General features: G+C 65.6%; 13 protein-coding genes and 1 pseudogene. 5 read left to right on the forward strand and 9 right to left on the reverse strand.

Going from position 1 to position 14,939, the window contains the following annotated elements:
- Positions 1 to 44: 44 nt before the first annotated feature.
- The 6 genes from C4K38_RS03275 to C4K38_RS03300 all read right to left on the reverse strand — a co-directional run bounded on the left by C4K38_RS03275 (position 45) and on the right by C4K38_RS03300 (position 4,494).
- On the reverse strand, positions 45 to 443 hold the full coding sequence (locus tag C4K38_RS03275; RefSeq protein WP_007932873.1) for a DUF2946 domain-containing protein: 399 nt from the start codon (positions 441 to 443) through the stop codon (positions 45 to 47).
- Positions 444 to 555: 112 nt separating this feature from the next.
- Positions 556 to 879, reverse strand: coding sequence for a helix-turn-helix domain-containing transcriptional regulator (locus tag C4K38_RS03280; RefSeq protein ID WP_009046758.1), 324 nt, complete (start codon positions 877 to 879; stop codon positions 556 to 558).
- Positions 880 to 884: 5 nt separating this feature from the next.
- Positions 885 to 1,220, reverse strand: coding sequence for a type II toxin-antitoxin system RelE/ParE family toxin (locus tag C4K38_RS03285; RefSeq protein ID WP_053277259.1), 336 nt, complete (start codon positions 1,218 to 1,220; stop codon positions 885 to 887).
- 206 nt (positions 1,221 to 1,426) lie between these two features.
- Positions 1,427 to 2,140 carry a cobalt-precorrin-6A reductase gene (locus C4K38_RS03290; RefSeq protein WP_053277260.1) on the reverse strand — a complete coding sequence of 238 codons (714 nt, stop codon included), beginning with the start codon at positions 2,138 to 2,140 and terminating at the stop codon, positions 1,427 to 1,429.
- Positions 2,137 to 3,234 carry a cobalt-precorrin-5B (C(1))-methyltransferase gene (locus C4K38_RS03295; protein ID WP_053277261.1) on the reverse strand — a complete coding sequence of 366 codons (1,098 nt, stop codon included), beginning with the start codon at positions 3,232 to 3,234 and terminating at the stop codon, positions 2,137 to 2,139. Before C4K38_RS03295 ends, C4K38_RS03290 begins: the two co-directional genes overlap by 4 nt.
- Positions 3,235 to 3,288: 54 nt before the next feature.
- Positions 3,289 to 4,494 carry a bifunctional cobalt-precorrin-7 (C(5))-methyltransferase/cobalt-precorrin-6B (C(15))-methyltransferase gene (locus C4K38_RS03300; RefSeq protein WP_053277262.1) on the reverse strand — a complete coding sequence of 402 codons (1,206 nt, stop codon included), beginning with the start codon at positions 4,492 to 4,494 and terminating at the stop codon, positions 3,289 to 3,291.
- A gap of 138 nt (positions 4,495 to 4,632) precedes the next feature.
- On the opposite strand from C4K38_RS03300, the gene cobG reads away from it, so the two are divergent.
- The 5 genes and pseudogenes from cobG to C4K38_RS03330 all read left to right on the forward strand — a co-directional run bounded on the left by cobG (position 4,633) and on the right by C4K38_RS03330 (position 9,996).
- Complete coding sequence (cobG, locus tag C4K38_RS03305) at positions 4,633 to 5,946, forward strand: precorrin-3B synthase (RefSeq protein WP_053277263.1); 1,314 nt, start codon at positions 4,633 to 4,635, stop codon at positions 5,944 to 5,946.
- The gene (locus C4K38_RS03310) at positions 5,939 to 6,565 is read left to right on the forward strand and encodes a precorrin-8X methylmutase (RefSeq protein WP_053277264.1); all 627 of its coding nucleotides are present in this window, start codon (positions 5,939 to 5,941) and stop codon (positions 6,563 to 6,565) included. The genes cobG and C4K38_RS03310 overlap by 8 nt, the downstream gene beginning before the upstream one ends.
- Positions 6,565 to 7,296: a precorrin-2 C(20)-methyltransferase gene (locus tag C4K38_RS03315; protein ID WP_025807979.1), complete on the forward strand. Its 732-nt coding sequence runs from the start codon at positions 6,565 to 6,567 to the stop codon at positions 7,294 to 7,296. Before C4K38_RS03310 ends, C4K38_RS03315 begins: the two co-directional genes overlap by 1 nt.
- Complete coding sequence (gene cobJ / locus C4K38_RS03320; RefSeq protein ID WP_053277326.1) at positions 7,296 to 8,993, forward strand: precorrin-3B C(17)-methyltransferase; 1,698 nt, start codon at positions 7,296 to 7,298, stop codon at positions 8,991 to 8,993. Before C4K38_RS03315 ends, cobJ begins: the two co-directional genes overlap by 1 nt.
- Before the next feature lie 747 nt (positions 8,994 to 9,740).
- Positions 9,741 to 9,996 (forward strand): annotated as a pseudogene (locus C4K38_RS03330) (hypothetical protein).
- A gap of 89 nt (positions 9,997 to 10,085) precedes the next feature.
- Here C4K38_RS03330 and C4K38_RS03335 read toward each other — a convergent pair.
- The 3 genes from C4K38_RS03335 to purD form a co-directional block, all read right to left on the reverse strand.
- The gene (locus tag C4K38_RS03335; RefSeq protein WP_053277266.1) at positions 10,086 to 10,679 is read right to left on the reverse strand and encodes a MarC family protein; all 594 of its coding nucleotides are present in this window, start codon (positions 10,677 to 10,679) and stop codon (positions 10,086 to 10,088) included.
- A gap of 62 nt (positions 10,680 to 10,741) precedes the next feature.
- Positions 10,742 to 13,525: a hybrid sensor histidine kinase/response regulator gene (locus C4K38_RS03340; protein WP_053277267.1), complete on the reverse strand. Its 2,784-nt coding sequence runs from the start codon at positions 13,523 to 13,525 to the stop codon at positions 10,742 to 10,744.
- 99 nt (positions 13,526 to 13,624) lie between these two features.
- Positions 13,625 to 14,920 (reverse strand): phosphoribosylamine--glycine ligase, encoded by a 1,296-nt coding sequence (gene purD / locus C4K38_RS03345; protein ID WP_053277268.1) that lies wholly within the window; start codon positions 14,918 to 14,920, stop codon positions 13,625 to 13,627.
- Between the last annotated feature and the right edge of the window lie 19 nt (positions 14,921 to 14,939).

Consider the following 14,939-nt stretch of genomic DNA (forward strand, 5'->3'; position numbering starts at 1 on the left):
GTTCTCCAGAACGATTCAACACGCAGATCAATTGCGAGGTGGAATCAGACCAGAGGCGAGGCGCGGGGATTGAGGCTCGGCCATTGCTGGCGCGGCGTAGGCATGACCAGCGCGGGTGGCGCGACGCTGCGGTTGGACTCGAAACGGGCGAAATACAACTGCGGCGCATGGCCTGGCAGGGCGACCAGGGGCGCCGAGCCGGAACAGCACCAGCAGTGCTGCATGGTGGAGTGATCGTCGTTCTGTGGGGCTTGCTGCTCCAGCTTGCCCAGGGAAATCGCCACCAGCTTGGTGCCGCTGGAGGAACAGAAACTGCCCCACAACAGCTGCTCGGCAGGCGCTCGGTCGGTCTGCTGCATGGCTCCCGAAAGCGGCATGGCAAGCATGTTGAACAGCACTGCGAAGCAGGCGATCCAGGCAAATGCGAGCCGTTGTCGGGACATGGTGACGATCCGTCAGGTTGAGCGAACAGGGGGTATTTAGCCTGATCGCTGTGGATAAGTAAAAAGGCGTCGTGCGGTGTGGTGTCGCAGCGCCACCTGGATTTGCCGTTCCTCAGTGAGCCGGTACCGCGCGGACCTCGATGGCAACCCCGAGCTTGGCGCGGATGGCGGCAAAGATCGCGGCCAGGTTGTCCATGCTCGGGTTGCCGCTGGCGGACAGCATGCGATGCAGGCTCTTGCTCGGCTTGGCGGTCTCCCGGGCCAGCGCTTCGAAGCCAACGGTGGCGTTGATCAGGTCGCGCAGAATGATCCGCGACATCTCCGGTTCGCCGTTGAGAAACAGCGTAGCAGCCTCGTCCAGCAGCGCCTGGGAAAACGCCGGGTCGCGCTCGGCGCGTTCGGCAATGCTGTGCTTGAAGCTTCGAGTCAGTGCCATGGGTGTCACCTCGTTTTCGGTTCGGCCTTCTTGCGGTGATGGAATTCGGCGATCAGTTTTTTCGCCTGCCTGATGTCTGCCTGCTGGGTGGATTTGTCGCCACCGCCAAACAGGATCACCAGGTGCCTGCCTTCCTGGATCAGGTAGATTCTGTAGCCCGGGCCCCAATCGATGCGGTATTCGCCAAGCCCGTCGAACCACTTGATGTTGGACGTGTTGCCCATTTCCAGGCGCAGCAGCGCGGTGGAAACCTTGACGGCTGCCTGGGTATCCAGCGTTTCGAACCAGCGAGCGAAGGGGCTGCGCTGGTTCTCTTGCTGGTATTCCTCGACTGTGATCATCGTCGGCCTTAAAGGTAACAAATAAGTTACTAAGTGGGTAGGCCTTTGATCGTGACGCAAGGCCTGTTCGTGGCCAACGCCGCAAGTGTTTCCTCTGTCTTCAATACGCGAAGGGCCCGTGGCGCGGCGGCCAGGGCTGCGCCTTGCCGTTCAGCGGGAGACTTGGTAACTCGATGTATCGGCCGCGCTTTTGCGCGGCCAGGAGGTCAGTGCAGGGCCTGGAGCAACTCGCCCAGGTCATGGAATTCCCGATCGACGGGTGGCAATGGCGGCCGCTGCAGGATCAGCACTGGCACCCCACGTTCGCGCGCCACTTCCAGCTTGGGTTCGGTGGCGCTGCTGCCGCTGTTCTTGCTGATCAGCACGTCGATACGGCGGCGTTCGAACAGTTCGCGCTCGCTGTCGATCAGGAAGGGACCGCGTGCGCCTATCACTTCGCACCGCTCATTGCCGGGGTACTGGTCGAGGGCGCGCAGGGTCCAGAACTGCTCGGCGGGGATCTCATGCAGATGCTGCAAGGGTTCGCGGCCCAGGGTGAACAGCGGGCGCTTGAAGGGTTGGAGTGCCTGGACCAGTTCGGCCCAGTCGCGGACTTCGCGCCAGTCGTCACCGGCCTGCGCTTGCCAGGCCGGTCGGCGCAGGGCCCAGCAGGGGATGTCACACAGCCGCGCGGCCGTGGCGGCGTTCTGGCTGATCCGGGCGGCGTAGGGGTGAGTGGCGTCCAGCAGCAGCTCGATGCCTTGCTCGCGGATGAACCGGGCCAGGCCCTCGGCGCCGCCGTAGCCGCCGACCCGCACCTGGCAGTTCAGGTCAGCGGGCACGCGCCCGATACCCGCCAGGCTATAGATGTGCTCCGGCCCCAGGGTCCGGGCGATGGCCAGGGCTTCGGTCACGCCGCCCAGCAGTAGTATGGGTTTCATCGAAAAGCTCCGGCATGGCCGACGATGCCGCCCTGGCGATCGATGGCGAAGACTTCGACCTGGACCTGTGGCGGCACCACACTACGGGCGAAGTCCAGGGCGTGCTGGCACACCGCGTCGCCCAGGGCGATGCCGGCGACGCTGGCCATGGCCAGGGCCTGCTGGCTGGTGTTGGCGCCACGGATGGCGCTTTGCAGTGCCTGGTCGGCGCCGACCGCCGCGGCCCATTCGGCCAGTTGCGGCAGGTCGATGCTGGAATGGCGGCTGTGCAGGTCCATATGCCCGGCCGCGAGCTTGCTGATCTTGCCGAAACCGCCGCACAGGCTGAGCTTGTCCACCGGCACTTTGCGCAGGTGCTTGAGCACGGCGCCGACAAAGTCGCCCATTTCGATCAGGGCGATTTCTGGCAGGTCGTAGACGCGGCGCATGGTGTCTTCGCTGGCGTTGCCGGTACAGGCGGCGATGTGCAGGTAGCCGTTGGTCTTGGCGACGTCGATGCCTTGGTGGATCGAGGCGATATAGGCCGCGCAGGAAAACGGCCGCACGATGCCGCTGGTGCCGAGGATCGACAGGCCGCCGAGAATGCCCAGCCGCGGGTTCATGGTTTTCAGCGCCAGGGCTTCGCCGTCCTCGACGTTGACCGTGACCTCGAAGCCGCCCTGGTAGCCCCGTTCCCGGGCCAGCGTTGCCAGGTGCTCGCTGATCATCCGGCGCGGCACCGGATTGATCGCCGGCTCGCCCACACCCAGCACCAGGCCGGGCCGGGTCACGGTGCCCACGCCTTTGCCGGCGATGAAACGAATGCCGCTGCCCGGGCTCAGGCGCACCTGGGAATAGAGCAGGGCGCCGTGGGTCACGTCGGGGTCGTCGCCGGCATCCTTGATCGTGCCGGCTTCGGCGCCGTTGTCGGTAAGGCGGCAGAACTCCAGGCGCATCTGCACCTGCTTGCCCTTGGGCAGGACGATCTCCACCGCATCGGCGCTGGTGCCCTCGAGCAACAGGCGCGCCGCCGCCAGGCTGGTGGCGGTGGCGCAGCTGCCGGTGGTCAGGCCACTGCGCAGCGGGGCGGGTTGTTCCGCCGTTTCTTCACGCATGCTGCGCGGCCTTGTACCGGCGCATGTCCGCGCCTGCAGGGAGATGAAGGGCGCTCATAGCGGTTTGACGAGGTCGAGCAAGGTAATGGGCAGCGCCTGGCGCCAGGTGTCGAAATCCCCCAGCGGCAGGGCCTGGGCGACATGGATGCGGGTCAGCTCGCCGCCATGGCGTTCGCGCCAGGCCATCAGGGTCGTTTCGCTTTGCAGGGTCACGGCGTTGGCCACCAGCCGGCCACCGGGCTTGAGCCGGGCCCAGCAGGTGTCGAGCACACCGGGGCGCGTTACGCCGCCGCCGATGAAGATCGCGTCCGGGGCTTCCAGCCCGTCCAAGGCCTGGGGCGCGCTGCCGCGAATCAGTTGCAGACCGGGCACGCCGAGGACGTCGCGGTTGTGTTCGATCAGTTGCTGGCGGCCTGGGTCGGCTTCGATGGCCAGGGCCCGGCAGCTGGGGTGCGCGCGCATCCATTCGATGCCGATCGAGCCACTGCCGGCGCCGACATCCCACAGCAGTTCGCCAGGAGTCGGTGCCAGACGGGCCAGGGTAATGGCGCGGACATCGCGCTTGGTCAACTGGCCGTCGTGCTGGAAGGCCGAGTCCGGCAAGCCGGCCAGGCGCGACAGACGCAGCGTATCGGGTTCGGCCAGGCATTCGATGGCCACCAGATTGAGGTCGGCGATGGCTGGGTCGCTCCAGTCGTTGGCGCTGCCGTCGATCCGCCGTTCGGCTTCGCCACCCAGATGCTCGAGCACGCTGAGCCGGCTCGGGCCGAAGCCGCGTTCGCGCAACAGCGCGGCGATGGCCGAGGGGCTGAGGCCGTCATTGCTCAGGACCAGCAGGCGCACGCCGCTGAACAGCTGGGCGCTGAGGGCCGCCACGGGGCGCGCGACCACCGAGAGCGTCACCACCTCTTGCAGCGGCCAGCCCAGGCGTACGGCGGCCAATGAATAAGAGGAGGGCGAGGGCAGGACGTGCATTTCCTCCTGGGCCACCTGGCGCGCCAGGCTGGCGCCGACGCCGAACAGCATCGGGTCGCCGCTGGCCAGCACGCACACCGGCTCGCCCCGCCTGGCCAGTACCGGTTCCAGTGAGAAGGGGCTCGGCCACAACTGCCGCTCGCCGCGGATGCACACCGGCAGCAGGTCCAGTTGCCGCTGGCCGCCGACGATCCGCGAAGCGCCCAGCAGGGCGCGCCGGGCGTTCTTGCCCAGGCCCTTGAAGCCGTCTTCACCGATTCCCACTACTGTCAGCCAGGGCGACATCGCTATTCCTCGAGGGTAAAACCTGTTCTTCCGACAGGCAGGCTTTTCATGCCTTCGGACAAAGCAGGCATAATACCGCGCCTTCGCCCGCGAAGCGCCTTTCCCACACAGCCGGTCACCCCCTTGAACGAACGCCCGATGTCCACCGCCTTACGCCCCTCGGCCTGTCCGGGGTTGCTGCGTATCGTCCCGGCGCTGGACGGCGGTATCTGCCGGATCAAGCTGGCCGGTGGGGCGATCAGCGCGGCCCAGGCCCGCGCGGTGGCCGCTGCGGCCGAGCGTTATGCCGACGGGGTGATCGAGGCGACCAACCGCGCCAATCTGCAGATCCGCGGCATTGGCGCCGAGCATCAGGCGCTGATCGCCGATCTGCTGGCCGCCGGCCTGGGACCGGCCACCGCGGCCGGCGACGATGTGCGCAACCTGATGCTCAGCCCCACGGCCGGGATCGACCGGCAGATGATCATCGACACCCGTCCCCTGGCCGGGCAGATTCTTGCCACCTTGCAGAGCCATCCGCGTTTTCATGAGTTGTCGCCCAAGTTCGCCGTGCAGCTCGACGGTGGCGAAGCCCTGGCCATGCTGGAACATCCCCATGACCTGTGGCTCTCGGCGTTCGAAGGCGCGGGCGAGCCTTGGCTGGCCTTCGGCCTGGCCGGTTGCCCTGGGGACCGGCCCCTGGCCAGCGTGGCGCTGGAGGATGGGCTGGCCCTGGTGGTGGCGGTGCTGGAGTTGTTTCTCGACCTGGCCCGCCCCGAACAGACCCGCATGCGCCAGCTGCTGGCGGAGCACTCGGCGGACGCGCTGCTGGCGCAGGTGTCCGCGCGCTTGCCGGGGCCGGTGATCAAGGTGGGCGATTGGCAGCGTACTGCCCCTTCCGAGTCGCTGCATATCGGTACTTATCCACAGCGGCAACCGGGCCAGGTCTATGTCGGCGCCGTCACGCCCCTGGGGCGGCTGGACCCGCTGATGCTGCGCGGCGCAGCGCAACTGGCCGAGCAATGGGGCGACGGCAGCCTGAGGTTTACCCCCTGGCAAAGCCTGTTGCTGCCGAACCTGCGGGGCGAAGACGCAGCTGAAGTCACGCGCCGCCTGCAACAGCTGGGGTTTCCCTGTTCGCCACAGCAAACCCTGGCCCACTTGATTGCCTGCACCGGCTCCAGTGGCTGCGGCAAGGCCCTGGCCGATACCAAGGGCGACGCGGTAAAGCTGGCCGCCTTGCTCCAGCGCCACGGCCAGCGCCTGGACGTCCACCTGTCCGGCTGCTCGCGTTCCTGCGCCGCCGCCCATGTGGCACCGGCCACTTTGCTGGCCGTCGCCCCCGGTCGTTACGACCTCTATTTTCGCGATGCCGCGCAGCCGGGTTTCGGCACGCTGCACGCACGCAACCTTTCCCTTGAAGCGGCCGGCGCATTGCTCGATGCCCGCCCACGGAGCACCCTTGATGATTGATTACATCCGCGACGGTCAGGAGATCTATCGCAACTCCTTCGCGATCATTCGCGAGGAGGCCAGGCTCGATCGCATCCCCGCGGACCTGGAAAAACTCGCGGTGCGGGTGATCCATGCCTGCGGCATGGTCGATGCCATCGACGGTCTGCAATTCTCCGAAGGCGCGGGCCAGGCCGGGCGCGCTGCCCTGGCCGCCGGTGCGCCGATCCTCTGCGATGCGCGCATGGTGTCCGAAGGCATTACCCGCGCCCGTCTACCGGCGAACAATCAGGTGATCTGCACCCTGCGCGACGAGAGCGTGCCGGAGCTGGCCCGCGAGCTGGGCAACACCCGCTCGGCGGTGGCCCTGGAGCTGTGGCGGCCGTACCTGGAAGGCAGCGTGGTGGTGATCGGCAACGCCCCGACCGCGCTGTTCTACCTGCTGGAGATGCTCGACGCCGGTGCACCGAAACCGGCGCTGATCCTCGGCTTCCCGGTAGGCTTCGTCGGCGCGGCCGAGTCCAAGGCGATGCTCGCCGCCGACAGCCGCGGCGTGCCTTTTGTGATCATGCAAGGTCGCCTGGGCGGCAGCGCCATGGCCGCCGCCGCCGTCAACGCCCTGGCCACGGAGATCGAATGATGCAGCAACCTGGACGTTTGATCGGCCTGGGCGTCGGCCCCGGTGATCCGGAACTGATTACCCTCAAGGCCCTGCGCCTGCTGCGCGAATCGCCGGTGGTGGCGTACTTCGTCGCCAAGGGTAAAAAGGGCAATGCCTTCGGCATCATCGAAGCGCACCTGCAAGGCGCGCAGACCCTGTTGCCGCTGGTCTACCCGGTAACTACCGAAGTGCTGCCGGCGCCGCTGTCCTACGAGCAAGTGATCAGCGACTTCTACGACAGCGCCAGCGAGCAACTGGCCGAACACCTGGACGCCGGCCGCGACGTGGCGGTGATCTGCGAAGGCGATCCGTTCTTCTACGGCTCCTACATGTACCTGCACGACCGCCTGGCCGAGCGTTATGAGGCCGAAGTGGTGCCGGGGGTGTGCTCGATGCTCGGTGGCGCCTCGGTGCTGGGCGCGCCGCTGGTGTATCGCAACCAGAGCCTGTCGGTGCTGTCTGGCGTGCTGCCCCATGACGAACTCAAGCGTCGTCTGGCCGATGCCGACGCGGCGGTGGTGATGAAGCTGGGGCGCAACTTCCCCAAGGTGCGCCAGGTGCTCGAAGAACTGGGCCTGGCCGAGCGCGCGCTGTACGTCGAGCGCGCGACCATGGCCAACCAGAAAATCGTGCCGCTGGATGAAGTGGAGCCGATGTCTTCGCCGTATTTCTCGCTGATCATCGTGCCCGGCGAAAGGTGGCAAGGATGATGGTCCGTTCCGCACCGGCCATCGTCATCCTTGGCCAAGGCAGCCTGGCGACTGCGCGCAAACTTCAACGGCTGTACCCGGATGCGCTGATCCATGGCCTGGCCGAACGGGTCGAGGGCGCTGACCGTCCGTACCAGGAGTTCGGCGCGACCCTGCGCCAGCTGTATCAACAGGACACGCCGATCATCGCCCTGTGCGCCGCGGGCATCGTCATCCGCACCCTGGCCCCGCTGTTGCTGGAGAAGGGCGCGGAGCCGCCGGTACTGGCCGTGGCCGAAGACGGCAGCGCGGTGGTGCCGTTGCTCGGTGGCCTGGGCGGGGTGAACGTCATGGCCCGGGAAATCGCCGCGGGACTGGGTGTGGCAGCGGCCATCACCACCAGCGGCGAACTGCGCTTCGGCACCTGCCTGCTCAATCCGCCCAGTGGTTATGCCCTGGGCGATCTGGAGCTGGGCAAGCGTTTCGTTTCCGACCTGCTGGGCGGTGAAAGCGTGCGCATCGAAGGTGCCGCGCCCTGGCTGGCCGAGGCCCGGTTGCCGCAGGACCAGCAAGCCCGGTTGACCATCCGCGTCGGCTCGGCCGAGCGTGAGCCGGCCGCCAACGAGCTGCTGATCTATCCGCGCAGTGTGCTGATTGCCTGCAACGGCAAGATCACTGGCGCCGATGCCCTGCGTGATGCCTTGCATCAGAAGAAAATTGCGGTGCAATCCGTCGCCTGCCTGCTGGCCGCCGACAGTGAAATGGCCAGCCCGGTCTTGCGCGAAGCCGCCGCCGAGCTGGGTGTGCCCCTGCGTTTCGCCCCGGCTGCCAGCAGTGTGGCCGAACTGGCGCAACAGGCCGTGTCGCAACTGCTGCCTCCGCTGAGCGTGGGTGAAGACATCGCCATTGCCGTGGCCAGCCAGCCGCTGGACCCGCAGCAGATTGGCCGCCCTCGTGGTCGCCTGGCAGTGATCGGCCTGGGCCCTGGCGCCGCCGAGCTGATGGTGCCGGCGGTGAAAGCCGAACTGGCGCGGGCCAACGATATCCTCGGCTACGAAACCTATGTGCGTATGGCCGGCCCGTTCCGTGCCGACCAGGTCATGCATTGCACCGACAACCGCGAAGAAATGCAGCGTGCCCGCCACGCCTTCGAACTCGCCGCCCAGGGCCGTTCGGTGGTGGTGGTGTCCTCCGGCGATCCGGGTGTCTTTGCCATGGCCGCGGCGGTGCTGGAAGCGCTGCACGAATCCAGCGAGTCGAGCTGGCATCAGGTCGAGCTGGAAATTCTTCCCGGGGTTTCCGCTTCCCTGGCCACCGCTGCACAGGCTGGCGCGCCCCTGGGCCACGACTTCTGCGTGCTGTCCCTATCGGACAACCTCAAGCCCTGGGCAATCATCGAAAAACGCCTGGACCTGGCGTCCCAGGCCGACCTGGCCCTGGCCTTCTACAACCCGATCTCGCGCTCGCGCCCTTGGCAACTGGGGCGCGCACTGGAGATCGTGCGCCAGCACCGCACCGCGGATACGTCCGTAGTGCTGGGGCGGGATATCGGCCGCCCGGGGCAGACCCTGAGGGTCACCACCCTCGGCACCCTGACCCCGGAGCAGGTGGATATGCGCACCATGGTGTTGGTGGGTTCTTCCACCACCTGCGTATTCCCCAAGGCTGGAGGTGGGGAGTGGGTGTATACGCCGAGGTGGTACGGCGAGAAGCCATAGACCTGCCTTGCTCCCGGGCGGCTGTATGGTTCCGCCGTTATGGCGAGGGCATGTTTTTGTAGGAGCGAGGCTTGCCCGCGATGGCGTCCGTGCTGGCGCTGCATTTTTTGGACGGTGTACATATCCGTTCCTGCGGTAACGGCGGCTGGCGGTTTCGCCCTTACGGCGAGTCCCTTTTTACAAACGCCTAAAAAGGAACCAAAAACGCTTGCCCCTGCGTACGGCCCTCGCTGCGCTCGGGTTCCCTCGTTCCGGCGTCCATCAGGGGGGCATCGACTCCGGTCGGCTTCGCTTCGACCTCCATACGATGTCCTCGACTGCGTCGAGGGGCGCTGCGCGCCATTCCCCTGATGAACACCTCCACTCGGCCTCCCGATGGGGCGGGTGGATCAAGATCAAAAGCAAAGCCAAAGCCAAAGCCGGGCGCGACCTGCCGGTCGGCGCTGAGCCCTGTAGCCGCTGCCGAGCCTGCGAGGCTGCGATCGACCCCGAAGGGGGCGCAGGGATTGTGAAACCGCTGGAGGACCTTCGGTCCTATCGCAGCCTCGCGGGCTCGGCAGCGGCTACAGGCGTGGGGGTGTCTGGGAGGCAGGTCTGGTTTTGCAGAAGGTAATAGCAACACATTAAGGGTTGTCGCTGATTTCCTGTATCGCCATAGTTGTCCGGTCGCCGACGCATCGGCGGCCGATCTTAGCCGGTCGGAAAGCGAGCCTATGAGTGCAGAAATGCTAACCATGGAGCTTCCCAATGACCGACTTCATCCCCCTACAAAGCAATCTCACCCCCACCCCGGTGTTCCACCTCGATCGCAACGCGCCCGCAGCCGATCTGCATGGCGGCGCGGTGCAGCGCATCAAGGCCTCGCGGGATCTGCAGCCTCAACTGCCTGAGCCTCAAAGGCGTGAGCGAGCGCGACCTGAGTCACTTCGTCAACGCTGCCCACCTGTTGCTGCAAGACGGCTGCGATGCCCTGGATGCCTTGCAGTGGCGCCTGGACGCTTAAAAACCCCTACCCCAGAAACAGCACAGGCTCACTGTCCCCAGTGAGCCTGCTTGTTCTTGCAGCTTGTAGCTTGCTGCTTGCAGCTGCCTCTAACCCAGATACCCCTTGACCCCGGTAAAGATGATCTGCGCCGCCAGGGCGCAGACGAACAGCCCCATCAGTCGGCTGACGATCTGCAAGCCTTGGTCACCCAGGATTCGCTCGATGCGGTTGGACAGGTACAGCACCACGCCGACGGTGAAGCTGGCCAGGGCGATGCTGAGGATCGCGGTGAGTTTGTCGTCCCAGTGCGGCTGGCTGACGCCCATCACCAGCAGGGCGCCGATGGTGCCGGGGCCGACGGTCAGCGGGATGGTCAGCGGCACTATGGTCACGTCCTGCTGCACGTTGTCGGTCTGGATCGCCGACTTGCCCTGGGCCATGCCCAGCGCCGAGATGAACAGCACGCTGCCCGCGCCGATGCGGAAGGCATCCACGGTGATGCCGAACACACTGAAGATCACCCGTCCGAACAGGTACAGCAGCACGCTGGAGGCCAGGGTCGCCAGGGCGACGTTCCACGCCAGGCGCCGACGTTCCTTGTTGGAGTAGCCGCGAGTCAGGCTGATGAAGCAGGACAGGACGAAGAAGGGGCTGTAGAGCACCAGCATCTTCAGGTACACGCTGAACAGCACATGGAGCATGGCGCAAACTCACAGCGAGGGAGGGCGAGCGGAGTTTAACAGGCGTTTGTCGTGCTGTCGGCTCAGGACGGTTGCGCCGTGGTGCGGTTCTGCAGGTCGCGCTGCGCCACCCAGTGCTCGATCAGTTCGCGCAGTTGCGACAGCTCCACCGGCTTGGCCATGTGCCCGTCCATGCCGGCCTGCCGCGCGCGTTCCTTGTGCTCGGTGAGGATGTGCGCGGTCAGTGCCACCACGGGCGTGCGCACGCGCTGGTTGCCGACTTCCCAGGCCCGCAGCTGCTGGGTGGCGGAGAAGCCGTCGAGGATCGGCATTTCGCAGTCCATCAGCACCAGGTCGTAGCGCTGGGCCTTCATCGCTTGCAGGGCTTCCTCGCCGTTGCTCGCGGTATCGGGCTGCAGGTTGAGCTTGCCGAGCATGCCGCGAATCACCTTGGTGGAAATGCTGTTGTCCTCGGCCACCAGGATGCGGAAGTCGCTTGGCACCTTGACCGGCACCGGAACCCCGCTCAGCGCATGGGGCTGGTGCGGCACGAACTGGCCCTTGTTGCGCTGGGTCAGTTCGTCGGCCAGGGTGGTCTTGAGGGTATAGCCGGCCACAGGTTTGGCGAGGATGCGCTTGACCCCGGCGTTGCGCGCGATGACCTTGCTCGGCGCGTTGCTGATGCCGGTGAGCATGATCAGCAGGATGTCGTGGTTCAGGCTCGGGTCTTCCTTGATCTTGGCCGCCAGTTGCATGCCGGTCATGCCGGGCATGTTCTGGTCGAGCAGCACCACGTCGAAGTAGTCGCGCAGGTGCGCCTTGGTACGCAGCAGGGCCAGGGCTTCCTTGCCCGAAGGCACGGCGCTGACGTTCAGGCCCCAGGCGCTGCATTGTTGCACCAGGACCTTGCGGCAGGTGTCGTTGTCGTCCACCACCAGCACCCGCGCTCCTTGCAGCGGGCCATCCAGGTCGGAGGTCGGATGCTCCAGGCGCTCCGGGTCCAGCGGCAGGGTCAGCCACAGGGTGCTGCCCTGGTTGGCGCTGGTCTTGATCCCGAACTCGCCATGCATCAGCAGGATCAGCTGGCGAGCGATGACCAGGCCGAGATTGCCGCCCAGGCGGGTGCTGGCGAGGAAGTTCTTGCTGTGCAGTTCCGAATGCAGCAGGGCATCGCGCTCTTCGGCTTCCATCGGCTGGCCGCTGTCCTGCACGGCGATACGCAGGCGCGGTTTGCTGGTGCGCTCGTCCAGCGCGACCACCACCAGGACCTCGCCTTCGTCGGTCTTCTTCAGGGCGTTTTCCAACAGGCTGAGCATGGCCTGGCGCAAGCGGGTCGGGTCACCGCTGATCACGCGCGGCACCTGCGGCTGGATGAAGCTGATCAGCTCGACGTTCTGCTGCTCGGCCTTGGCGCGGAAAATACTCAGGCAGTCTTCGATCAGGGCATTGAGGTCGAACTGCACATCGTCCAGCTCGATTTGCCCGGACTCGAGCTTGGAGATGTCGAGGATCTCGTTGATCAGGGTCAGCAGCTCGTTGCCGGCGCTGTGGATGGTCTGCACGTAGTCGCGCTGTTTGACTGACAGCGGCGTGCCCAGCAGCAGTTCGGTCATGCCCAACACACCGTTCATCGGTGTGCGGATTTCGTGGCTGATCTTCGCCAGGAACTCGGCCTTGGCATTGACCTCGGCGTTGCTGGCGGCGAGGTCGCGGCTGACGCTGAATTCATCCTCGGTGATGCTGCGCTGGCGCTCGCCCAGGGCGATGCTCATCGCCCACCCGCTCAGGCACATGGTCACCAGCAGGGTGATGATCAGCCCCTGGGGTGCGACCATGGTCAGCCCCAGCAGTGCTGGCAGCACGATCAGCGCGCCGATGTTGAAGATGCCCATGCCGGCTACGAAGTAGCGCGCCGGGTGGTAGCCTTTGTGCCAGTGATAACCGGCGATGAACAGCATGCTCAGGCCGACCAGGGCCACCAGGCCGTAAGTGATGAGATTCAGCGGCAGCGAATCGACGAACAGCAGCAGCAGGCTGCACAGGCCGACCATCAGGATGTCGACCAGCAGCAGCTTGTTCAGCGGATGCGGACCCAGCGGGGCGAAAAAGCGATAGACGAACATCAGCCCACAAGGGGTGGTCAAGAGCAGCGCCAGGTAGGCGCCAGGGGTCTGTATCGCATGCCAGTCCGGCAGCCAGGGGCCGAACAGGTTGAGCATCAGCGCCAGGCTGAGCATTACCAATGCTTCGCAGGACGCCAGCCACAGGCTGCTGCGCGAGCGGGTGTAGGCGTAGCGCACCAGGTTGTGCAGCATCAGCATGCCCATGCAGCCGAACAGCAGGCCGTAGAGCACGCTCTGGCCCTGATTGGCCGCGGTCATGACCGCCGATTGCAGGGTGATGTACGGGCGCAACTGATGATCGGAGACCAGGCGCAGATAGACATCGAGGGTCTTCTGGTTCTGCGGCAGCGGCAGCATGAAGTCGCTGCTGGGCAAAGGCCGTTCGGCCTGGGGCTGCTGGGTGCCGGAGGTCAGTTGCTCGACCAGGTTGTCGCCGTCCAGCACATACATGTCCAGACGTGACAGGTCGGGCGCGAAGATCCGCAGCAGTTGTTCGTGCTGGCCCGGTTGCAGTTTGAAACGCAACCATAATGCGCCTCCGGGTTCGGCGGCGGTGATGCGTTCCAGTTCGATCGGGCTGAATTGATTGGTGTAGCGCGGGGAGCGGATATCGCTCAGTTGCAGGTCGGCCTGTTCATCGAGCAAAACGGCCCAGTTACTGCCTTGTGCGGCCTGGGCCGGGATCAAGCAGAGCAGGGTCAGCAGAGTGACGGTGAAACCTATGGCAGTCCTGAGCCAGCGCACGGCGAAATCCCTTCGTAGGTTGATGCCAGATTATAACTATGCGCGGCGCTGGAGCAGTCAGGCAAGGGCCTGGGGCCCTGGCCTGACCGGAAGACAGGATTACTCCTGACTTTCGCCACGCTCGCGGGCAATGGCCCGGTAACCGATGTCTTTGCGATAGAAGCAGCCTTGCCAATCGATCTTAGCCGCCAGTTGGTAAGCCTGCTGCTGCGCGGCACCCACGCTTTCGCCCAGGGCGGTGGCGCAGAGCACGCGGCCGCCGGAGGTTACCACTTGACCGTCCTTGAGTGCGGTACCGGCGTGGAAGACTTTGCCTTCCAGTTTGGCGGCTGCGTCCAGGCCTTCGATCACCGCGCCTTTGGCGTAGTCACCAGGGTAGCCGCCGGCGGCCAGGACGATGCCCAGGCTCGGACGTGGATCCCATTGCGCTTCGACCTTGTCCAGCGCCTGGGCCAGAGCGGCCTCGACCAGCAGCACCAGGCTCGACTGCAGGCGCAGCATCACCGGTTGGGTTTCCGGGTCGCCGAAGCGGCAGTTGAACTCGATGACCTTCGGGTTGCCGGCCTTGTCGATCATCAGACCGGCGTACAGGAAACCGGTGTAGACGTTGCCTTCGTCGGCCATGCCGCGCACGGTCGGCCAGATCACCTGGTCCATCACGCGCTGGTGCACGTCGGCGGTGACCACCGGGGCAGGGGAGTAGGCACCCATGCCGCCGGTGTTCGGGCCGCTGTCGCCGTCGCCGACGCGTTTGTGGTCCTGGCTGGTGGCCATGGGCAGCACGTTCTTGCCGTCGACCATGACGATGAAGCTGGCTTCCTCGCCGTCGAGGAACTCTTCGATTACCACACGGGAACCCGCGTCGCCGAAGGCATTGCCGGCCAGCATGTCGCGCACGGCGTCTTCGGCTTCGGCCAGGGTCATGGCGACTATCACGCCCTTACCGGCGGCCAGGCCGTCGGCCTTGATCACGATCGGCGCGCCCTTTTCCCGCAGATAAGCCAGGGCCGGCTCGATCTCGGTGAAGTTCTGGTAGTCGGCGGTCGGGATCTTGTGGCGAGCCAGGAAGTCCTTGGTGAAGGCTTTCGAACCTTCCAGCTGGGCCGCGCCAGCGGTCGGACCGAAGCAGTCCAGGCCGCGGGAGCGGAACAGGTCGACCACGCCGGCCACCAGCGGGACTTCCGGACCGACGATGGTCAGGGAAACATTCTTCTCGGCAAAGTCGGCCAACTGTTCGAGGGCCAATACGTCGATGGCCACGTTCTCGCACTTGGCTTCGATGGCGGTGCCGGCGTTGCCCGGAGCAACGAAGACTTTCTCGACCCGTGGGTCTTGAGCGACTTTCCAGGCCAGGGCGTGTTCACGACCGCCGCTACCAATGATCAGTACATTCATTTCAAAAACCTCGGATGAC

This window comes from Pseudomonas chlororaphis subsp. piscium, from assembly GCF_003850345.1.
In the GTDB taxonomy this organism is placed as follows: Bacteria; Pseudomonadota; Gammaproteobacteria; order Pseudomonadales; family Pseudomonadaceae; genus Aquipseudomonas; species Aquipseudomonas piscium.